This is a genomic window from Schaalia naturae, assembly GCF_042665795.1.
Taxonomy (GTDB): Bacteria; Actinomycetota; Actinomycetes; order Actinomycetales; family Actinomycetaceae; genus Pauljensenia; species Pauljensenia naturae.
Genome location: NZ_JBHTEF010000001.1, coordinates 1,252,887 through 1,274,714 on the forward strand (window position 1 = coordinate 1,252,887; position 21,828 = coordinate 1,274,714).

The 21,828-nt window shown below is 73.5% G+C and carries 10 protein-coding genes and 1 pseudogene; 7 read left to right on the forward strand and 4 right to left on the reverse strand.

Annotated features, from left to right (window positions below; translation table 11 throughout):
• Positions 1-33 precede the first annotated feature (33 nt).
• Positions 34-984, forward strand: coding sequence for an acyl-CoA thioesterase (locus tag ACFQWG_RS05475; protein WP_380972922.1), 951 nt, complete (start codon positions 34-36; stop codon positions 982-984).
• 46 nt (positions 985-1,030) lie between these two features.
• Here ACFQWG_RS05475 and ettA read toward each other — a convergent pair whose 3' ends face one another.
• Positions 1,031-2,713, reverse strand: coding sequence for an energy-dependent translational throttle protein EttA (gene ettA / locus ACFQWG_RS05480; protein WP_380972925.1), 1,683 nt, complete (start codon positions 2,711-2,713; stop codon positions 1,031-1,033).
• Between the two features lie 441 nt (positions 2,714-3,154).
• On the opposite strand from ettA, the gene ACFQWG_RS05485 reads away from it, so the two are divergent.
• From ACFQWG_RS05485 to acpS, 5 genes and pseudogenes are all read left to right on the forward strand, one after another.
• Entirely contained in the window at positions 3,155-4,015 is an 861-nt protein-coding gene (locus ACFQWG_RS05485) for a biotin--[acetyl-CoA-carboxylase] ligase (RefSeq protein WP_380972927.1), read from the forward strand.
• 53 nt (positions 4,016-4,068) lie between these two features.
• On the forward strand, positions 4,069-5,898 hold the full coding sequence (locus tag ACFQWG_RS05490) for an acetyl/propionyl/methylcrotonyl-CoA carboxylase subunit alpha (protein WP_380972929.1): 1,830 nt from the start codon (positions 4,069-4,071) through the stop codon (positions 5,896-5,898).
• Positions 5,895-7,508, forward strand: a complete 1,614-nt coding sequence (locus tag ACFQWG_RS05495; protein ID WP_380972931.1) for an acyl-CoA carboxylase subunit beta — start codon at positions 5,895-5,897, stop codon at positions 7,506-7,508. Before ACFQWG_RS05490 ends, ACFQWG_RS05495 begins: the two co-directional genes overlap by 4 nt.
• Before the next feature lie 56 nt (positions 7,509-7,564).
• A pseudogene (locus ACFQWG_RS05500) lies at positions 7,565-16,908 on the forward strand (fatty acid synthase subunit beta domain-containing protein).
• Positions 16,905-17,375 (forward strand): holo-ACP synthase AcpS, encoded by a 471-nt coding sequence (acpS, locus tag ACFQWG_RS05505; protein ID WP_380972933.1) that lies wholly within the window; start codon positions 16,905-16,907, stop codon positions 17,373-17,375. The pseudogene ACFQWG_RS05500 and the gene acpS overlap by 4 nt, the downstream one beginning before the upstream one ends.
• 48 nt (positions 17,376-17,423) lie before the next feature.
• Here the strand turns inward: acpS and ACFQWG_RS05510 are convergent, their stop codons facing one another.
• The 3 genes from ACFQWG_RS05510 to orn form a co-directional block, all read right to left on the reverse strand.
• Positions 17,424-18,968: a Cys-Gln thioester bond-forming surface protein gene (locus ACFQWG_RS05510; RefSeq protein ID WP_380972936.1), complete on the reverse strand. Its 1,545-nt coding sequence runs from the start codon at positions 18,966-18,968 to the stop codon at positions 17,424-17,426.
• Positions 18,916-19,524: a single-stranded DNA-binding protein gene (locus ACFQWG_RS05515; protein WP_380972937.1), complete on the reverse strand. Its 609-nt coding sequence runs from the start codon at positions 19,522-19,524 to the stop codon at positions 18,916-18,918. Before ACFQWG_RS05515 ends, ACFQWG_RS05510 begins: the two co-directional genes overlap by 53 nt.
• Positions 19,525-19,761: 237 nt before the next feature.
• Positions 19,762-20,370: an oligoribonuclease gene (gene orn / locus ACFQWG_RS05520; RefSeq protein WP_380976247.1), complete on the reverse strand. Its 609-nt coding sequence runs from the start codon at positions 20,368-20,370 to the stop codon at positions 19,762-19,764.
• 135 nt (positions 20,371-20,505) lie between these two features.
• Here orn and ilvA point away from each other — a divergent pair, with 135 nt between their 5' ends.
• A complete protein-coding gene (ilvA, locus tag ACFQWG_RS05525; RefSeq protein ID WP_380972940.1) occupies positions 20,506-21,816 on the forward strand; it encodes a threonine ammonia-lyase IlvA in 1,311 nt (436 codons plus the stop codon).
• The last annotated feature ends 12 nt before the right edge of the window (positions 21,817-21,828 follow it).

A 21,828-nucleotide genomic window follows, 5' to 3' on the forward strand; every position in this document is an offset into this window, starting at 1 on the left:
CGCCACCCGGCGGCCGACGGACACAATGGGTCCATGACCCTCCCCGTCGACGTCCCCGTGATCTCCGATGAGCCCGTCGCCTCCGTCCTGCGCATCCTCCGGCTCCGCGAGAGCGGCGACGACCTGTTCGAGGCCCTCTCCCTGCCCCAGGTGCGCCGGGTCTACGGCGGGCAGGTGATCGCCCAGGCGCTGCTCGCCGCGCAGGCGACTCTCGAGGACCCCTCCCGGCTCCCCCACTCGCTCCACGCCTACTTCCTGCGCGGCGGCGATCCGGGCGCGCCCTTCCAGCTGCGCGCCGAGCGCCTTCGGGACGGCCGGTCCTTCTCCGACCGGCGGGTGACGTGCCGTCAGGACGACCGGGAGATCCTCTCGATGCTGTGCTCCTTCCAGGGAACCGAGCACGGCCTGAGCTTCGAGCCCGCCGCGCCCGAGGTCCCGGATCCCCGGGACCTCCCCTCCGCGCTGGAGCTGTTCCGCTCGATGGACCACCCGGTCGGCCGGTTCCTGGGGAAGACCGCAGCCTTCGACGTACGCCACATCCAGCATGAGCTCTACACGCGCGCCGACAAGGCGCCCTCGGCCCGCCAGCAGCTGTGGATGCGCCCCCGCGCGGAGATCCCCCCGGCCGCCGCCCAGGTCGTCCATCGCGCTCTGCTGGCCTACGCCATCGACCAGGTGATGATGGAGCCCGCGATGCGCGCCACCGGCGTGTCCTGGATGACGCCGGGCATGTCGGCGGCCTCCCTGGACCATGCGATGTGGTTCCACCGCGACATCGACATCAACCAGTGGCTGCTCTTCGACGGCGTCTGCTCCCAGGTGGGCAACGGCCGCGTCCTCACCCACACCCGCGTGTTCGCCCCGCAGGGGCGCCTCGTCGCCGAGGCCACCCAGCAGGCCATGCTGCGCATCCCCCTGGAAGGGCACGGGGGATCCGGGCGGTGGGGATTCGGCGAGGAGGCCGGTCCGGCCGCGGCGCAGTAGCGGCCCGGGCGTCCGCCGGGCCGCCGCCCCTCGGCTCGGCCTGCGCTCAGCCGCGTGTCAGCTTGCGGTGGGTCACCCGGTGCGGACGCGCAGCGTCCACTCCCAGCCGCTCGACCTTGTTCTTCTCGTAGGCCTCGAAGTTGCCCTCGAACCAGTACCAGCGGGACGGGTCGTCCTCCGTGCCCTCCCAGGCCAGGATGTGGGTCGCGACCCGGTCGAGGAACCAGCGGTCGTGGGAGGTGACCACGGCGCACCCGGGGAACTCCAGGAGGGCGTTCTCCAGGGAGCCCAGGGTCTCGACGTCGAGGTCGTTCGTCGGCTCGTCCAGGAGCAGCAGGTTCCCGCCTTGTTTGAGCGTAAGCGCGAGGTTGAGCCGGTTGCGCTCGCCCCCGGAGAGGACCCCCGCGGGTTTCTGCTGGTCGGGACCCTTGAACCCGAAGGCCGAGACGTAGGCGCGCGAGGGCATCTCCACGGATCCGACCTCGATGAAGTCGAGCCCGTCGGAGACGACCTCCCACAGCGTCTTGTCCGGGTCGATGCCGGCGCGGTTCTGGTCGACGTAGGAGATCTTCACCGTCTCGCCGATGACCAGTTCCCCAGCGTCGAGCGGCTCCAGGCCCACGATCGCCTTGAACAGCGTCGTCTTGCCGACCCCGTTGGGGCCGATGACGCCGACGATGCCGTTGCGCGGCAGGGTGAACGACAGGTCGTCGATGAGGCGGCGGTCCCCGAATCCCTTGCGCAGGTGGCGCGCCTCGATGACGACGGATCCCAGGCGCGGCCCTGGCGGGATCTGGATCTCGTCGAAGTCGAGCTTGCGGGTGCGCTCCGCCTCGGCGGCCATCTCCTCGTAGCGCTCCAGGCGGGCCTTCGACTTCGCCTGGCGCCCCTTCGCGTTCGAGCGGACCCACTCGAGCTCCTCCTTGAGGCGCTTCTGGAGCTTCGCGTCCTTCTTGCCCTGGACCTGCAGGCGTTTCTGCTTGGTCTCCAGGTAGGTCGTGTAGTTCCCCTCATAGGGGTAGAGGTGCCCGCGGTCGACCTCGGCGATCCACCCCGCGACGTGGTCGAGGAAGTAGCGGTCGTGGGTGACGGCGATGACCGCACCGGGATAGGCGCTCAGGTGCTTCTCCAGCCACTCGACGGACTCGGCGTCGAGATGGTTCGTCGGCTCGTCGAGGAGGAGCAGGTCGGGGGCCTCGATGAGCAGGCGGCACAGGGCGACGCGCCGGCGTTCCCCTCCGGAGAGCTCGGCGACCGGCTGGTCGGCCGGCGGGCAGCGCAGCGCGTCCATCGCCTGGTCCAGCTGGGAGTCGATGTCCCAGGCGCCCAGGGCGTCGATCTCCGTCTGGAGGCGGCCCATCTCCTCCATGAGGGCGTCGAAGTCCGCGTCGGGGTTCGCCATCTCCTCCGAGATCCGGTTGAATCGGGCGAGTTTGCCGAAGGTCGCCTGGGCTCCCAGCCTCACGTTCTCGATGACGGTGAGCGAGTCGTCGAGGCGGGGCTCCTGCTCGAGGATGCCCACCGTGTATCCCGGGCTCAGCCGTGCCTCCCCGTTGCTGGGCTGGTCCAGCCCCGCCATGATCCTGAGGATCGAGGACTTCCCCGCCCCATTGGGGCCGACCATGCCGATCTTCGCGCCCGGCAGGAACGACATGCTGACGTCGTCCAGGATGACCTTGTCCCCGTGGGCCTTGCGGGCCCTGATCATTTGGTAGATGTACTCCGCCACGTCTCCCCAATCCAATTCCGGATCGCGCCCATGTTGGGGGCGGCGTGCCCACCCCCGATGTCGCGTCCATGGTAGTGGAGGGCGGGCCGGGGGGCAGGGACGCCCTCGCGCGGACGAACGGCGCCAGCCACGTCCTCGCGCCCGCGACACGCCAGCGATCCCGATCCATGACGAAGATCACACTGACCGCCGGGAAACCCCCGCCCCTCGGAGAGGTCCGCGCGATGGGCGGCCCTCCCGGCGCTTCGCCCCGACCACCCTCCGGGACGGGACCCGGGCCCCGAGACGCCGCACGCCGGTATACTCCTGACGTTGTTTCAGAATACGAAGAGTCGGCACGGCGCGAGAGGTTCCTGACCCTCCCGGTCGACCATCGGCCACACCCGGCATGCGCCCGGGCCCCACACGCATCACACAGGACGGGAAGGGGGAGCGGCACATATGTTCAGTTATACAAACTTTGTAGAAAACGGGACGTCGCGGCCAGCGCGCGCCCCAGTCCTCCGCGTCGACCGCACGACCTCGACCAACGACCTGGCGGCGGCCCTGCTCCGCGACCCCGACGTCGCCACCCCGCCCTTCACCACCGTCATCGCCGACGCCCAGGTCGCCGGACGCGGACGGCTGGGACGGACCTGGACGGCGCTGCCCGGCCGCTCGCTCACCGCCTCGACCCTCGTGCGCCTGCCGGGCACCCCCGCGATGCGCGGCGCCATGGCCTGGGCCCTCCTGGCCGCCGCCCTGTCCGTGCGCGAGTCCGTCGACACGCGCCTGGCGGGCACCGGGCGCAGCGTCGGCGTCAAGTGGCCGAACGACGTCGTCGTCGACGGCTCCCGCAAGATCGCGGGCCTGCTCGGCGAGGCGGCCGGCGATGTCGACGGCGACGGGCTGTGGGCCGTCATCGGCGTCGGCCTCAACATCGCGATGGAGCCCGCCGAACGCCCGACGCCCCAGGCCACCGCCCTGTCCCTGGAGGGCGACGAGACGGCGGGCCCCGACCCGCGCGAGGCGGCCCAGGAGATCCTGGAGGCTCACCTGGCGGGCCTGGAACGCCGGGTCCGTGCCCTCATCGCCTGCAACGGGGACGCCCGCCGCGCCGGCGTGCTCGACGAGCTGCGCGGCCACTGCGTGACCCTGGGACGCCCCGTCACGGTGCGCGCCCCCGACGGCCGCGGGGACCTCCCCTCCGACGGGGCGGTCGCGCGCGACATCCTGCCCGACGGCTCGCTGGCCGTCGGCCTGCCCGACGGCTCGACCAGGACCGTCACCGCCGGCGACGTCGAGATGGTGTCCCCGCCCTGACGACCGCCCGCCCCGCTCCCCAGCCCCGACCCCCATGAACCGAGGCCACTTCGTTGCGAACCCTCCACAAGATCCTCATCGCCAATCGCGCCGAGATCGCGCTGCGCGTCATCCGCACCGCCACCGATCTCGGGATCGACACGGTCGCCGTCTACGCCGACCAGGACATCGACGCCCCGTTCGTGCGCGCCGCCACCGAGGCCTGGGCCCTGGGGGGGACCACGACGGGGCAGACCTACGCCAGCGCCTCTCGGATCCTCGACCTCGCCCGGCGCTCCGGCGCCGACGCGGTCCACCCCGGATACGGATTCCTCTCGGAGGACCCGGACTTCGCCCGCGCCGTCGCGGACGCGGGGCTCGTGTGGCTCGGCCCCGACGCGAAGGTCATCCGGGCCCTCGGAGACAAGATCAGCGCCCGGCGGATCGCTGAGGCCGCGGACGTGCCTCCCGTGCCGGGGTTGTCCGATCCGCTCTCCTCGCGCACCGACGTCGAGGGCTTCATCGCCGCCCACGGCTTCCCCGTGGTCCTCAAGCGGGCCGACGGCGGCGGCGGGCGGGGCATCTCCGTGCTCGCCGGCCCCGCCGACGTCGATCTCTTCTTCGCCCGCCACGCGGACGACGACATGCTGGGCGCCTGTTTCATCGAGCGCTTCATCGAGGTCGCGCGCCACGTCGAGACCCAGTGCGCGCGCGACGCGCTGGGCAGCTTCCGCGTGGTGTCCACCCGAGACTGCTCGATCCAGCGGCGCAACCAGAAGCTCATCGAGGAGGCCCCCGCGCCCTTTCTGCCCCCCGGCGTCGACGGACGGCTCGACGAGTGGTCGCGCCGCCTCTTCGAGCGCGTCGGCTACGTCGGCGTGGGCACCTGCGAGTTCCTCCTCGAGCCCGACGGCCGTGTCTGGTTCCTCGAGGTGAACCCCCGCCTGCAGGTCGAGCACCCGGTGTCGGAGGAGGTCGCGGGCGTGGACCTGGTCGAGGAGCAGATCCGCATCGCCCGTGGACTGCCCCTGACCGTGCCTCCGCCCCCGCGCGGGCACTCCTTCGAGTTCCGCATCACCAGCGAGGACCCGGCCCACGGGCTGGTCCCCTCCGCGGGACGCGCCACCGGCGTGAGCTGGCCCTCCGGCCCGGGCGTCCGCCTCGAGCTGGGACTCGCCGAGGGCGACGAGGTCCAGACCGCCTTCGACTCGATGCTCGCGAAGATCGTCGTCACCGGCGCGACCCGCGAGCAGGCGCTCGCCCGGTCCCGACGCGCGCTCGACGAGTTCTCGATCACGGGGGTGCCCACTCCCGTCTCCGTCTACCGCGACATCCTCGACGATCCCGCCTTCACAGGCGAGGACGCCGGGTTCTCGGTGTCGACCCGCTGGCTCGAGACCCGCTTCCTGCCGGCCCACGACTACTCCGGGGACACCGAGGCCGCCGCCCTCCCCTCCGGCGCCTCCCACGCCGATCCCGCGGCCCAGCGCCGCGCCTACACGATCGAGCTGGACGGGCGCCGACGGACCCTCACCCTTCCCCAGGGCCTCCTCGCCGCGGTCGGCGCCGGAGGGCACGCCCGGCCCGCCCAGCCGCTGCGCGCCGCCCGCCAGGCCCCCCGCGCGGCCGGGGCCGCGGCCGGCCCGGACGCCGCCCTGCGCGCCGACGGCACACTCGTCGCCCCCATGCAGGCGATCGTCGTCCACGCCGTGCCGGCGGGCACCCACGTCGAGGCGGGCGACCTGGTCGTCGTGCTGGAGGCCATGAAGATGGAGAAGCACATCCAGGCCCCCTGCCCCGGAACCGTCACCGAGATCATCGCCGACCCGGGCGCGAGCGTCGCGCCCGGGGACCCGCTGGCCCGCATCGCGGCCGATGGGCCGGGAGGGAAGGAGGAGTCATGAGGTCTCTCTCGAGGCTGTTGAGGGGCCACGCAGGCCGGTCGCCCGGCGCGGACCCGAGTCCCACCCGCGAGGAGGACCTCGCCCTGTACGAGCGGACGGCGGCGGACGCGGAGGCGCGCGCTGCCCAGCGCCAGCATGAGAAGGGCAAGAAGACGGCGCGCGAGCGCATGGACGCCTTCTTCGACGACGGGCAGTGGACCGAGACCGGACAGTTCCGCGGCGGAGACATCCACCAGGGCGTTCCCGGCGCCGCCGTCGTCACCGGGTACGGAAAGGTCCAGGGACGCCTCGTCGCCGCCTACGCCCAGGACTTCTCCGTGCACGGCGGCACGCTGGGACGCGTCGAGGGCGACAAGATCGCCGGCCTCATCGAGGACGCCATCCGGCTGCGCATCCCCGTGGTCGGCATGCAGGACTCCGGCGGCGCCCGCATCCAAGAGGGGGTCGTCGCGCTGTCCCAGTACGGCCGCATCTTCCGGGCCTCATGCCGCGCCTCGGGGCTGATCCCCCAGATCTCCCTGATCCTCGGGCCGTGCGCGGGAGGGGCCGTGTACTCCCCCGCCCTCACCGACTTCATCATCATGACGCGGGAGAACTCGCACATGTTCGTCACGGGGCCCGACGTGGTCAAGGCGACCACCGGGGAGACCGTGACCTTCGAGGAACTCGGCGGCGCGGCCGTCCACAACTTCCACTCCGGCGTCGCCCACTACATGGCCGACTCCGAGCAGGAGGCCGTCGACTACGTCCGCTCGCTGCTGGCGTACCTGCCCTCCTCGTGCCTGTCCCCCGCCCCCCGCTACGACTACGAGACGGAGGAATCCGACCTCGTCTCCGCGCGCCAGGTCGGCGACCTGGTCCCCGCCTCCCCGCGCCTGCCCTACGACGTCGTCGACGTCATCGAGCGCCTCGTCGACCACGGCGAGTTCGTCCAGATCCAGTCGCTTTTCGCCCCGCGCATCGTCATCGGACTGGCCTGCATCGACGGTCGCTCGGTGGGCATCGTCGCGAACCAGCCGATGGTGGACGCCGGCACGCTCGACGTCGACGCCTCGGAGAAGGCCGCCCGCTTCGTCCGCTTCTGCGACGCCTTCGGGCTGCCGATCGTCACCCTCGTCGACGTCCCCGGGTACCGTCCGGGCACCGAGCAGGAGCAGGCCGGCATCATCCGGCGCGGCGCGAAGCTCATCGTCGCCTATGCGAACGCGACGGTGCCGATGGTGACCGTCATCCTGCGCAAGGCCTACGGCGGCGCCTACATCGTCATGGGCTCGAAGTCCATCGGCGCGGACATGGCGTTCGCATGGCCGAGGGCGGAGATCGCCGTCATGGGCGCGGAGGGAGCCGTCTCCATCCTCCACCGCCGGGAGTTTAAGGCCATGGCCCGGGCGGGGAAGTCCGCCAAGGACGTGGCCGCCGAGAGGGAGCGCCTCACCGAGGTCTACCGCCGGGAGTCCATCGGCCCCGACCTGCCGGTGAGCACCGGCGACCTCGACGGGATCATCGCGCCCGAAGACACCCGTCGGGTCCTCATCGACTCCCTGGAGCTGCTCGCCTCCAAGGACCGCCCAGCCGATCACGCCAAGCATCACGACAACGGGCCGATGTGATGCCGTCCATGGCCACCGAGACCACCCGCGCGCCCCTCCAGAATCGAGATCTCCACATGACTGCTTCCCCCGCGTTCCTCACCCGTCTGTCCGAGGAGCCCTACGCCCTGCTCTTCGCCGGGCAGGCGACGCCGTGGCGCGACGCGCTGGCCGAGGCCGGCGCCGACGCCTCCCTCGCGGCTCCGCTCGCCCGCGCCGTGGCCGCCTCCGACGCCCTGCTCTCCCCCGTCCGCCTCGACCTGGCGGGCCTGTCAGCCGCCGCCCTGCCCTTCTCCTTCGCCGCGCCGGGCGCGGAGCCCCCCCAGGGGGGCGGGAACGAGGGCGGCGCCGCCCCGCGCGCCCGCGTGTCCTCCGCGCGCGAGAACGCCCCCGAACTGTCCGTTCCGGGCATCGTGCTGGCCCAGTACGCGAGCGTCCTGGCGCTGGCGCTGGACGGCCTGGACACCCGCACCGTGGAGCCCGTCGCCGTCGAGGGGCACTCCCAGGGCGTGCTCGGCGCCGAGATGTGGCGGGCCTGGGCCGGCGGGGAGCCCGGCGCCGTCGACCGGGTCGTCGCGCTGGCGCGCCTCATCGGGGCGGCCGCCGCGCGCACGACGCGGCGCAGCGGCCTCCATCCCAGCGGGGAGGCCACGGCCATGCTCTCCGTGCGCCGGTTCCCCGAGTCGCTGCTCGCGCGCATCCTCGAGGGGGACCTGGGCCTCGCCCACCCGGTGAGCGTCGGCGTGCGCAACGACCGGCGCACCCATGTGCTGTCCGGAGACCCCGCCGACCTGGCCCTCGTGGTCTCCGCCATCGGGCGGGCCGCCGACCGCGACCGCGCCGAGCACACCGCCCGCCGCCGCGGCGGCGCCCCCTGGGCCCCGTGTGCGAGTTCCTTCCCGTCCTCGCCCCCTTCCACTCCGGGCTGCTCGAGGACGCCGTCGCCCAGGCCCTCTCCTGGGCCGCCGCCTGCGGGCTGGACCGTGAGTGGGCCGAGCCGCTCGCCCGGCGCGTCCTCACCGACCGCGTCGACTGGCCCTCCCAGATCTCCGACGCCGTCGTCGCCTCCGGCGCCAGGTGGCTCCTCGAATGCGGTCCGGGCACGACCCTCACCCGTCTCACACGTCCCCTCGTCGAGGGCGCCGGCGTGGGCATCGTGCCCGCCGGCACCGCGGAGGACCGCGATCATCTGTCCACCCCCGGCTGGGAGCCGCCGGCCCCCTCCGACTGGAGTGGATTCCAGCCTCGCCTGGCCACCCTGCCCGACGGAACGACCGTCGTCGACACCGCGTTCTCGCGCCTCACCGGCTGCTCGCCCGTCCTGCTGGCCGGCATGACGCCGACCACCGTCGACCCGGAGATCGTGGCGGCCGCCGCGAACACCGGGTACTGGACGGAGCTGGCGGGCGGCGGCCAGGTCACCGAGGAGGTCTACTCGCACAATCTCACGCGGCTGCGCGAGCTGCTGGAGCCGGGGCGCACCGCGAAGTTCAACGCGATGTTCCTCGACCGCTACCTGTGGAACCTCCAGTTCGGCGCCCAGCGCATCGTCTCGCGCTCCCGCGCCCAGGGAGCCCCCCTGGATGGCGTGGTCGTCTCGGCCGGCATCCCGGAGCTGGACGAGGCCCTGGGCCTCATCGCCCAGCTGCGCTCCGACGGCTTCCCCTATGTCGCCTTCAAGCCGGGCACCGTCGACCAGATCCTCAGCACCGTCCAGATCGCCCGGGCCGTGCCCGACGTCCCGGTGATCATCCACATCGAGGACGGCCATGCCGGCGGCCACCACTCCTGGGAGGACCTGGACGACCTGCTCCTCCAGACCTACGCGACGCTGCGGGCGACCCCTAACATGGTCGTGTGCGTCGGCGGAGGCATCGGCACGCCCGAGCGCGCCGCCGACTACCTGTCGGGCCAGTGGTCGCTGCGCCACGCCCGCCCCCTCATGCCCGTCGACGGGGTCCTCGTGGGCACCGCCGCGATGACGGTGAAGGAGGCCCGGACGACGCCCGAGGTCAAGGCCCTGCTGGTCGCCACTCCCGGCGTCAGCGTCCTGGACGAGCAGGGGGGCTGGGTCGCGGTGGGCGAGTCCCGCGGCGGCATGACCTCGGGGCTGTCCCACCTGCGGGCCGACATGCACGAGGTCGACAACTCCGCGGCCGCCGCCGCCCGGCTCATCGCCGAGATCGGCGGGGACGGCGCCGCGGTGCGGGCCCGCCGCGAGGAGGTCGTCGCGGCGCTCGACCGGACCGCCAAGCCCTACTTCGGCGACCTCGCCACGATGACGTACGCCCAGTGGGTGCGCCGCTTCGCGGACCTGTCCTTCCCCTGGGCGGACCCCACTTTCGCCGACCGCTTCCACCAGCTGCTCCAGCGGGTGGAGGCTCGCCTGTCCCCCCTGGACCACGGCGACGTCCCCACACTGTTCCCCGCCGTCGAGGACGCCCGGGACGCCCCCCGCGCCGTCGAGCGGCTGCTGGCCGCCTACCCTCTGGCCGAGACCACCGAGGTCACCGCCATCGACACGGCGTGGTTCCCCACGCTGTGCCGCTCCTTCCCCAAGCCCATGCCCTTTGTGCCCGTCCTCGACGACGACCTGCTGCGCTGGTGGGGCCAGGACGGTCTGTGGCAGTCCCAGGACCCCCGGTACCCGGCCGACTCCGTGCGCATCATCCCGGGCCCGGTGTCCGTCGCCGGCATCGACCGCGTCGACGAGCCGGTCGCCGGCCTCCTCGGCCGTTTCGAACAGGCCGGGGTCCGGCGCCTCGAGGAGGCGGACGCGCCGGTCCTCGCGGCCTGGTCACGCCTGGGAGCGGGGACGCCCTCGTCGACCAGGGAGGCGTATCTGCGGGCGGTGCCCCACATCATGTGGACGGGGCACCTCATCGCCAACCCCGCGCACATCCTGCCCGGAGAGAGGGTGGACATCCTCGACCATCCCGGCGAGGACGGGACGCCGGGAGCGGACCTGGTCCTGCACCTGGACACCGCCTGGGACGACGACCCGGAGGGCGCCTCGAAGCACGCCGTGCGGGAACTCGTCGTGCCCCTGTCCCTGCCGGACGCGACGGCGAGGGGCGGGGTCCCCGTGGTCGACGAGTCCCGCCTGCCCGCCCACATGGACGCCCTGCTGGCCGGCATCGCGGGCGTCGGCTCGACGTCCACGGCGGGCGACCTCATCGGGGCGCTGCCGCAGATGGCCCCCTCCGGCGACTCCCCCTTCGGAGAGGCGCGGACGCGCTTCACGCTGGCCCCGACCCTGGGGCCCGACCACGCCGCCGTCACCGCCGACGCCCTGCCCGACGGCCTCGCCCCGGCCGGCTGGGCGCCCGACGCCCTGCTCGGGCCCTGCTGGCCGGCCATCTACGCGGCGCTGGGCTCCGCGGTCCATGACGGCTACCCCGTCATCGAGGGCTTGCTCAACGCGGTGCACCTCGACCACATGATCGAGCTCCCAGAGACGCCCGAGCAGCTGCTGGCCCGGGGCGTCACCTCGATCGACGTCGTCTCCCACGTCGCCGCCGTGGAGGAGTCCTCCTCCGGGCGCATCGTCACGGTCGCCCTCCGGCTGACGGCCGGGGGGCAGGCGATCGGATCCACACGGGAGCGCTTCGCGATCCGCGGGCGGGCCTCCGGCGACACGCCTCCCCTCGAGGCGCCCGTCGCCGGGGGGGCGCCCCGCGCGGTCCGCGACACCCCCCGTTCCGTGCTGCGCCGCGTCACGGTGCGCGCCCCGCATGACATGACGCCCTTCGCCGTCGTCTCCGGCGACTTCAACCCGATCCACACCTCCGCCACCGCGGCCCACGTCGCCGGCATGGACGCCCCCCTTGTCCACGGCATGTGGCTGTCCGCCGTGGCCCAGCACGCCGTCTGCGCGAGCGTGTCCGGCTCCCGCCGCGAGGTCCTGCGCGGGTGGACGTATGAGATGTACGGCCCCGTCGACCTCGACGCCACCGTGGAGATCGCCGTCGAGCGGACCGGCCGCGTGGTCGGCGGCGGGCTGGCGCTGGAGGTGACGTGCCGCATCGGCCGCGAGATCGTCTCCCGCGCCACGGCCACCACCCTGGCGCCGGCGACCGCCTACCTCTATCCCGGCCAGGGCATCCAGGCGCGCGGCATGGGACTCGACGAGCGCGCGAAGTCCCCCGCCGTCGACGAGATCTGGACGCGCGCCGACCGCCACACGCGCGAGGCGCTGGGCTTCTCGATCCTGGCCATCGTGCGCGACAACCCGACCCAGATCACGGCCCGCGGCGTGGCCTACCGCCACCCCGACGGCGTCCTCAACCTCACCCAGTTCACGCAGGTGGCGCTCGCGACCCTGGCCTTCGCCCAGACGGCCCGCCTGCGCGACGAGGGCGCTCTGGTGGAGGGCGCGTGCTTCGCGGGGCATTCCCTGGGCGAGTACGACGCGTTGTCCGCCTACGCGCAGGTCTTCCCCCTGGAGACCGTCCTGGAGCTTGTGTTCCACCGCGGGTCGACGATGCACCACCTCGTGGAGCGCGACGCCGAGGGCCGGTCGAACTACCGCATGGGCGTCCTGCGCCCCAACCAGTTCGGCGTCGACGACGCCCACGTCGTCGACTACGTCGCCGGAGTCGCCCGCCGGTGCGGGGAGTTCCTGGAGATCGTCAACTTCAACCTGGCCGGCCAGCAGTACGCGATCGCCGGGACCCTGGCGGGCCTGGACGCCCTGGCGGAGGACTCCCGCCGCCGGTCGGGCGACGCGGGGGGCCGGAACCCCTTCATGTTCGTCCCCGGCATCGACGTCCCCTTCCACTCCTCGGTCCTGCGCCGCGGGGTCCCGGAGTTCCGCCGGAAGCTGGAGGAGCGCATCCCGCGCGACATCGACGCGGACACCCTCATCGGGCGTTACATCCCGAACCTGGTGGCCCGCCCCTTCGAGCTCACCCGCGAGTTCGCCGCCTCGATCCTGGAGGTCGTGCCGTCCGAGGCCCTGGCGCCCTTGGTCGCCTCCGAGCAGGCCTGGGCGGCGGCCGCCGAGGACCGTCCCGGGCTCGCCCGGCTGCTGCTCGTCGAGCTGTTGAGCTGGCAATTCGCCTCCCCGGTGCGATGGATCGAGACGCAGGACGCGCTCCTGCGCTCGCCCCGCGACGGGGGGCTGGGCGTCGAGGAGGTCGTCGAGATCGGGCTGGGCGCCTCGCCGACGCTCGCCAACCTGGCCGACCGCACGCTCCGTCAGCCCGTCTACGCGGGACGCTCCGTCGCCGTGCGCAACGTCCAGCGCGACGCGGCCGCCGTCCTGCGCACCGATGTCGCCGTGGCCGAGGTGCCCGAGGCGGACGAGGGCGATGCCCCGGCCCGGGCCGAGGCGGCGCCGACGCCCCCCGTGGAGCCGTCCGCCCCGACGTCACCGGCCCCCGAGCCCGTCCCGGAGGGCGGTCCCAGCGGCGCCGACGTGCCTGACCTCCGCTTCGGCGCCTCGGACGCGATCCGCGCCCTGCTGGCCCTGGCGGCCCGCGTGCGCCCCGAGGAGGTCGGCGATCACGACACGACGGAGTCCCTGACGAACGGTGTGTCCTCTCGGCGCAACCAGCTCCTCATGGACCTCTCCGCCGAGCTGGGGCTGTCCAGCATCGACGGCGCAGCAGAGGCCGACGTCACCGCGCTGTGCGCGACCGTCGACCGGCTCGCCCACAACTACCAGCCCTTCGGCCCTGTCCTCACCGATGCGATCCGCGAGCGAATCCGCCGCCTCTTCGGCTCCGCCGGCGTGAGGACGTCGCACATCGCCGAACGAGTGGCGGGCGTCTGGCAGCTGGGCGGCGGCTGGGCGGCGCATGCGACGATCGCCCTGCTGCTGGGCACTCGCGAGGGCGCCTCCACTCGCGAGGGCGATCTCGCGACGCTGGGGGCCGAGGCCCCCGCCGACGCCTCGGGCGTCGACGCCCTCATCGACGCCGCCGTGCGGGAGGCGGCCGCGCGCCACGGCGTGTCCGTGTCCCTGCCCTCGGCCCCGGGCGCGGGCGGAGGCGGTGTCGTCGACTCCGCCGCCCTGGACGCCCTCGCGGACAGCGTGACCGGGCCCGACGGGATCCTCGCCTCCACGGCCCGCCACGTGCTGGCCCAGCTGGGCCTGGACCTCCCCGCCGAGCCCGCGGACGGGGAGGGCTCCTCCGCCGCGGTCCTCGACGCCGTGTCCGCCGAGCTCGGCCAGGGATGGCCGGACCTGGTGGCCCCGCGCTTCGACACACGACGCGCCGTGCTGCTGGACGACCGCTGGGCCTCGGCCCGCGAGGACCTCTCGCGGCTCGCCGCCGGAGAGGGGCTGCCGGGCACCGCCGTCTTCGCGGGCGCCGGGCGAGCCGTCGCCGACCAGGCCTCCTGGCATGCGCGCCGCGCCGAGGCCGCCGGCGACCCGGAGCTGGCCGCCCGGTTCCAGTCGCTGGCGGCGGAGGCCGCGCGCACCCCCGATGCCGCCGACCCGGCGGCCCGCTTCGCGCGGGATGTGGCGGTCGTGACAGGGATGACGCCGTCCTCCATCGCCGGCGCCGTCGTCGCGGGGCTCCTGGCAGGCGGGGCCACGGTCGTCGCGACGGCCTCCGCCGTCGACGCCGCGCGCCTCCAGTTCGCCAAGGACCTCTACCGCTCCCACGCGGCTCCGGGCGCCAAGCTGTGGCTCGTCCCCGCGAACCTGGCCAGCTACCGCGACGTGGACGCCCTGGTCGACTGGGTGGGCCACTCGCAGTCGAAGTCCGTGGGCGGCACGGCCCAGGAGGTCAAGCCCGCGCTGCTGCCGACCCTCTTCTTCCCCTTCGCCGCGCCGCGCGTGTCGGGGACGCTGGGCGACGCCGGCCCTCGCAGCGAGAACCAGATGCGCCTGCTCCTGTGGAGCGTGGAACGCACGCTCACCGGGCTGGCCGCGATCGGAGCGGACACCGTGGTTGATCACCGCCTGCACGTGGTGCTCCCGGGATCGCCCAACCGCGGGATGTTCGGCGGGGACGGCGCCTACTCGGAGGCCAAGTCCTCCTTCGACGCGATCGCCTCGCGTTGGCGCTCCGAACACGATTGGTCCGATCGCGTGTCGATCGCCCACCCGAGGATCGGCTGGGTGCGCGGCACCGGGCTGATGGGCGCCAACGACCCCCTGGTCGACGCCGTCGAGCGGGCGGGGGTCCGCACGTGGTCCACGGAGGAGATGGCGGACCGACTGCTGGACCTCTGCGCGCCCGAGGTGCGCGGGCGCGCCGCCCTGTCTCCCGTCGACGCCGACCTCACCGGCGGCCTGGGCGCCGACATCGATCTGGGCGCCCTGCGGGCGGAGGCTGCCGCGCACGCCGCGGAGACCTCCCCGGCGGGCACGGCGTCGCCCTCGTCCCCCGCAGTGGTCTCCGCCCTGCCCTCCCCCACGCAGGTGCGTGTGCCCCACGTCGATCCCGACTCCTGGGGCCCGGTCCGGGCCACCCTGGAGGACACGGTCGTCGTGGTCGGCATCGGCGAGGTCGGGCCGTGGGGCTCGGCGCGCACGCGGCTCGAGGCGGAACTCGGCATCCGCTCCGATGGCACCGTCGATCTCACGCCCGCCGGCGTCCTCGAGCTCGCGTGGATGACCGGGCTGCTCACCTGGCGGGACTCGCCGGTGGGCGGCTGGTACGACGCCGACGACCAGCTGGTGCCCGAGTCCGAGATCTTCGAGCGCTACCGCGACGAGGTCGTGGCCCGCTCCGGGGTGCGCACCTTCACCGACGATGGGCCGCTGCACGCCGGCCACACGCCGGAGGACGCCGCGGTGTTCCTCAACCGCGACATCAGCTTCGCCGTGGCCGACGAGGCCGAGGCGCGCAGCTACCTGGAGGCGGATCCGCGCTTCACCCGGATCTCGCACGAGGAGGTCGGCGGGGAGTGGACCGTCACCCGCCTGGCCGGCGGGCGGGCGCGGGTGCCACGGCGCGCCACGCTCTCCCGGCGCATCGGCGGCCAATTCCCCACGGGCTTCGACCCGGCGAAGTGGGGCATCCCGGCGTCGATGATCGACTCCATCGACAGGATCGCCGTGTGGAACCTCGTCACCGCTGTCGATGCCTTCATCTCGTCGGGTTTCAGCCCGGCCGAGCTGCTGAGCATCGTCCACCCGGCCGACGTGGCCGACACGCAGGGCACCGGGTTCGGCGGGATGACGAGCATGCGCAAGCTCTTCGTCGACCGTTTCCTCGGCGAGGGGTACCCGCAGGACATCCTCCAGGAGACCCTGCCGAACGTCGTCGCCGCCCACGTCATGCAGTCCTACATCGGGGGCTACGGCGCGATGGTCAACCCCGTCGGGGCATGCGCCACCGCCGCCGTGTCGATCGAGGAGGGGCTGGACAAGATCGCCTGCCGCAAGGCGGATGTCGTGGTCGCCGGCGCCATCGACGACATCCAGGTGGAGTCCATCGAGGGCTTCGGATCGATGAATGCGACGGCCGACTCCCAGGCGATGCTCGACCAGGGCATCCCCGAGCGGTTCGTCTCGCGGGCCAACGACCGCCGGCGCGGCGGGTTCGTCGAGTCCCAGGGCGGCGGCACCGTGCTCCTGGCCCGGGCCTCGGTCGCGGCCAGAATGGGCCTGCCGGTCCTGGGGGTCCTCGCCTACGCCCGAAGCTTCGCCGACGGGGCGCACACGTCGATCCCCGCGCCGGGTCTCGGCGCCCTGGCCGCGGGCCGGGGCGGGGCCGGTTCTCCGCTGGCGCGCAGCCTGCGCGACCTGGGGCTGGGCCCCGACGACGTCGCCGTGGTCTCCAAGCACGACACGTCGACCAACGCGAACGACCCGAACGAGTCGGACCTGCACACGCGCTTGGCGCGGGCGCTCGGACGGACCCCGGGCAACCCTCTGCTCGTCATCTCGCAGAAGTCCCTGACGGGCCATGCGAAGGGCGGCGCCTGCGTGTTCCAGGTCAGCGGACTGGCCCAGCTGTTCCGGACGGGAACCGTCCCGGCCAACGTGTCCCTGGACTGCGTCGACGAGGAGATGGCGCGCTATCCCGATCTGGTGTGGCTGCGCCGGCCCCTGGACGTGTCGGCGGCCGGGCCCGTGCGCGCCGCGTTCGCGACATCCCTCGGGTTCGGGCATGTGTCCTCCCTGGTGGCGCTCGTCCACCCGGCGGCTTTCGAGGCCGTGCTGGCGGCCTCCGCGGACACCCCCGAGGAGGGGCTGCGCCTGCTGGCGGAGTGGCGCGAGCGTTCCGACGCCCGCCTGCGCGCCGGCACCCGCCGCCGCGAGTCCGGCATGCTGGGGCACGAGGCCCTGTTCGAGCCCATCGAGTCCCGGCGCCTGCCCGAACCGGGCGCCGACACCGGGACGGGGGGCGCGTCCGACGCGGATCCCCATGAGATCGAGGCCGCGATGCTCCTGGATCCCCAGGCCCGTCTGGGGTCCGATGGGGTGTACCACCGGCCCGGGGGTTCGCAACGGTGATCCTGGGGATCGGCACGGACCTCGTGGCCCTGCCTGCCCTCGCGGAGCAGATGAGGCGGCCGGGTTCGCGCTTCCTCGCCGGTGTGCTCACCGCCCGCGAGCGGCGGGCCGTCCGTTCGCGCGTCCTCGCCCGCGGGGCGTCGCCCGAGGATCCGGCGGAGCTGGCTCCCCATGTGGGGGCGCGGTGGGCCGCGAAGGAGGCCGTCGTCAAGGCATGGTCTGCGGCGCTGACCGGCATCGCGCCGCCGATCGCCCCGGAGTCCGTGGACTGGCATGACATCGAGGTCGTCCAGGACCACTGGGGGCGTCCCTCGGTGGCCCTGCGCGGGCATGTCGCGGCCGAGGTCGAGCGCACGCTCGGCGGCGGCCTGGCCTGGCACCTGTCGGTGAGCCACGACGGGTCGCTCGCCCAGGCCGTCGCCATCCTGGAGCGGCCGGGAGCGGGAGCGGAGGCCGCGGGGCGCTGAGCGCCAGGCGCGGCGACCGCGCGGACCCGGAGCCGGGCGCCCCGGGCCTCAGAACATCCGTCCCCTCACGGAGGCCGCCACGGCTCCCCCGCCCAGGACGAGGACCATCAGGCCCGCCACGGCGATCCGCGCCGCTCCACCCGCTCCGGTGACCGCCAGACGCGGCCCCGGGGGAACGGACCCGGGAGCCGACGCCGTCGGCCCCTCGGGCGTGGGGGACGGCGGCGCCGGCGGGGGCGACGGTGTGTTGGCGAAGGGCCCGAGGGTCACGGTCACCCCGCGTTCGGCCACCTCGAACCCGTGCGCGAGCCCGTCCAGGACGAAGCCCTCGGGGGCGGCGGTCTCCCGCAACCGGTACTCCCCCGCCGCCAGGCCCTCCACTCGGAACGCTCCGGGCGCGGGATCGGCGTCGGTCCCCGCGTCGCCGCCCTCTCCCGTGTTGTCGGAGACGGACATCGACCATCCTCCCGGCCCGGAGATCTCCCACTGCGAACCGGCCAGCGCCGATCCGTCCGGGTCCGTCTTCGTCCACGCCACGTCGCCGATCACCGGCGCCGCCACCCAGGACACGGCCGCCACGGAGTCCGCGCGCACCGGCGTCGCGTCCACCAGGATGAGCGTCTGCCCGTGCCCGCCCGAACGATCACGTGTGACCAGCAGCGACCCCTGGTTCTCCAAGCCCTTCACGGTGGCGGTGAAGGTCGCGGATCCCGCCGGCGCGTCGATCGGTACCCGGACCCATAGCTCCTCCCCGTCCCCGACGGCCTCCAGGTCCACCGCCTCCCCGTCGGCGCCGACCACGAGGGGCTCCTCCGGCGTCCCCGGCCCCGGCTGCTGGTCGAGGGACGGGGAGGTCTCGACGCGGACCGCGACGGACTCCTGGTTCGTCGACACGACGACGGGACCCGCCGGGGTTCCGGCCGTCGCGTCGCCGCCCGGCGCCGTCAGCTCCACGGTGGGGCGCACCTGGTCCTCGGGCAGGCCCGTGTTGCCGGGCCCTGTGAGATAGGCGTAAAGGGCGGACACGTTCGCCGAGTTCGCCGCCCCGATCTGCCGGTCGTCCGTGAAGTGCCAGATCGCGCCCTGGGTCGCGGCGATCGCCTGTTCCTCCGTCAGTCCCGCGGCACCGGCGGCCGCCCCCAGCCGATCGAGATCGACGCGCGGATGGCTATGGGTGAGGATCCAGCCGACCTTGGCGCGCACCTCCGGCTGCGTGAATCGGTTCGAGCCAGGGAACTCGTCCCATCCCACTCGCTCCGCCTCCGTCATGAAACGCGCGTCGACGCGGGACTCGACGCAGTAGGCGTAGACGTCGGGGATCTCCCGGTCCGCCCGCGTGCGCACCGGGAACAGCTTGGTCGCAAGGCTCCCCCGGTCGAAAGAGAAGCTCTCCCCGGGCCGGGCCTCCCCGGCCGCGCCGATCCTCGGCGCATCCGCCGCGGCGGGCGGAGCCGGTGCCGTCTCCGCCGGGGCCGCCGCGCCCGCAGGAGCCGCCGGAGCCGCGAGGACGGCCAGGACCGCGACCGCCCGGGCCCACCGCTCACAGCGCCTGCCCCGCATCGGGCACCCCCGCATCGGCCAGCGCGCGCTCATCGGAGTCGAGGCTCCCGAGTTCCTCGGCCGCCTGTTCCTCGGCCGCCACCGCCGGGTCCTCGTCGCCAGACCGCGCGCGTGTGTCCCAGCGGTCGTGGACGCCGCCCGGTGCGGACGCCGCGGCGTCCCCCGGCGCCGCGGCGGCGTCCTGGCCCTCCGCCCGTCCCGTTTCCCCGCCCGGTTCCGGGGCGCTCCTCCTTTCGGGCCGGATCAGGGTCCCCCGCCCGTAGGCCAGGTCGAAGCCGATGCCCTGCGCGGTGACGACCAGCTCGCCGCGCGCCTCCCCGCCCGAGTCGATCCAGGCGTTGACCCCCGCACGGCCGGTCACGATCAGGGGATCCCCTTTTTGGACCGAGATGAGGACATTGCGCGCCAGCTGATCCCAGCACCGCACGGTGTACCAATGGGCCTCGCCCTGGACGAACTGGTTGCCGTCCGTCATGCGCCACGTGGACACCGCGAACCGGAACCGGACCGTGACCGTCCCGGCGCGGGTGTCGTAGGCCTTCGGGATGCTGCCGACCCTGCCGCGCAGGGTGATCGTCGTCTCGCTCATCGCGCGCTTCTCCATCCGTCCCCATCCGGCCTCGTGCCGGATGTGGGGACCAGGATGGAGCGGACGCCGCGTGTCAGGACGTCGAGGGAAGGTGTACCTGTGGACGACTCAACCGCGCTTGGTCGGTCTGTGGATGGATGGCCTGCAAGCCGCACGTCTCTCGCCTGCGGAGACTCCGGCGGGCGCAGCGCCGCCCTCGTCCGCCGCGAGAGAGGAGGAAGCGGGCGGGCGCGGTGGTCAGGCGCCAGGCGTCACGATGCCCAGGTCCTTGACCTCCTGGGCGATGCGGCGGGCGTCCGAGCGGGACGGGCCCTTCCCCGCCGGCGGGAACAACGCGCGGCGGTAGTACTCGAGCTCCTGGATGGACTCCAGGATGTCGGCGAGCGCGCGGTGCCCGCCATGCTTGTCGGGGGACTCGTAGTAGGCCGCGGGGTACCAGCGCTTCGCGAGCTCCTTGACGGAGGAGACGTCGATGAGGCGGTAGTGGAGATGGTTGATGACCTCGGGCATACCCACCTCGAGGAACATCTTGTCGGTTCCCACGGAGTTCCCGGCGAGCAGCGCCTTCCCCGGCTCGGGGACGAGGCGCCGGATGTAGGCGAGCACCTGGCGCTGGGCCTCCTCCAGGGTGAGGCCGTCGGCGAGCTCGTCGAGGAGGCCCGACGTGGTGTGCATCGTGCGCACGAAGTCGTCCATGTGGTCCAGGGCCTCCCGGGGAGGGGCGATGAGGACGTCCAGGCCCGGATCAACGATCCGCAGGTCGGCGTCCGTGACGACGACGGCCACCTCGATCAGCGCGTCCCTCTGGATGTCCAGGCCCGTCATCTCGCAGTCGATCCACACCAGCGGTTCGCGCAGGGGGCGCGGCGCGGGGGCATGGGGCGTGGCAACGGATTCACTTGTCTCACTCACACCCTCCAGTCTAGGCGCAGGCGTGGACCGCCCTCCGGCACGGGTGCGCCAGCGACCTAGACTGCCCGCATGCCTGACACCTCCCCGGCTTCCCCGTCCTCCCCGCCCGTCACGCCCGCCGACGTGCGGACGGCCGCCTCTGCTCTTGACGGCGTCGTGCGCCGAACCCACCTGGGCCGCTCCACCCGCCTGTCGGAGGATCTGGGGGTCGACGTCCTCCTCAAACGAGAGGACCAGCAGAAATGCCGGTCCTTCAAGGTCCGCGGCGCCTTCGCGCGCATCTGCGCCCTCGCCCCGGAGGAGCGGCGGCTCGGCGTCGTCGCCGCCTCGGCCGGCAACCACGCGCAGGGCGTCGCCTACGCCTGCTCCCACTTGGGCATCAACGGCACCATCTATCTGCCGTCGAACACGCCGCGGCAGAAGCGCGAGGCCATCGCCGCCATCGGGCGCGGCCGGGTCGAGCAGGTCATCGTCGACGGTCCCTTCGACCGGGCGAACGCTCTCGCCCAGGAGACGGCGCGGGCGACCGGCCGCGTCTACATCCACCCCTACGACGACCCGGTGACGATCGCGGGCCAGGGGACGATCGGGGTCGAGCTGGCCGAGCAGATGCCGGAGGACGCCTCCTGCGTCCTCGTCCCGTGCGGTGGGGGCGGTCTGCTCGCCGGCGTCGCGACATGGCTCGCCCACGCGCGCCCAGGCCTGCGCATCCTGGGGGTCGAGCCGGAGGGGGCGGCGTCGATGCGCGCCGCCCTGGACGCAGGAGCCCCCGTGGCCCTGGAATCGGTCGACCCCTTCGTCGACGGCACTGCGGTGGGAACGGCCGGCCGTCTCCCGTTCGAGGTCGTCCGGCGTCTGGTCGACGACGTGCTCACCGTGCCGGAGGGCGCCGTGTGCACCGAAATGGTGAGCCTCTACCAGTCCGACGGCATCATCGCGGAGCCGGCCGGGGCGCTGGCGAGCGCCGCCGCCCGCCTCCACCTGTCGAGTCAGGGGGATCGCGCGCGGATCCTCGGTCCGGACCTGGCCGATGGTCCGATCGTCTGTCTGGTGTCCGGGGGGAACAACGACCTCACGCGCTACGCGGAGGTCATGGAGCGCTCGCTGCGCCATGAGGGACTGCGGCACTACTTCATGGTGACGTTCCCCCAGCAGCCCGGGGCCCTGCGGATGTTCCTCGACGACGTCCTGGGCCCGGGCGACGACATCGTCCATTTCGAGTACACGAAGAAGAACAATCGCGAGTCCGGCCCGGCGCTGGTGGGCATCGACCTCGGCGCCCGGGAGGACATCGACGGCCTGCGCCGACGCATGGAGGCCTCGCCCATGCACGTCGAGGAGATCCCGCCCGGCTCGGCCGCCTACCGGCTGCTGATCTGAAGCGCCGCCGGC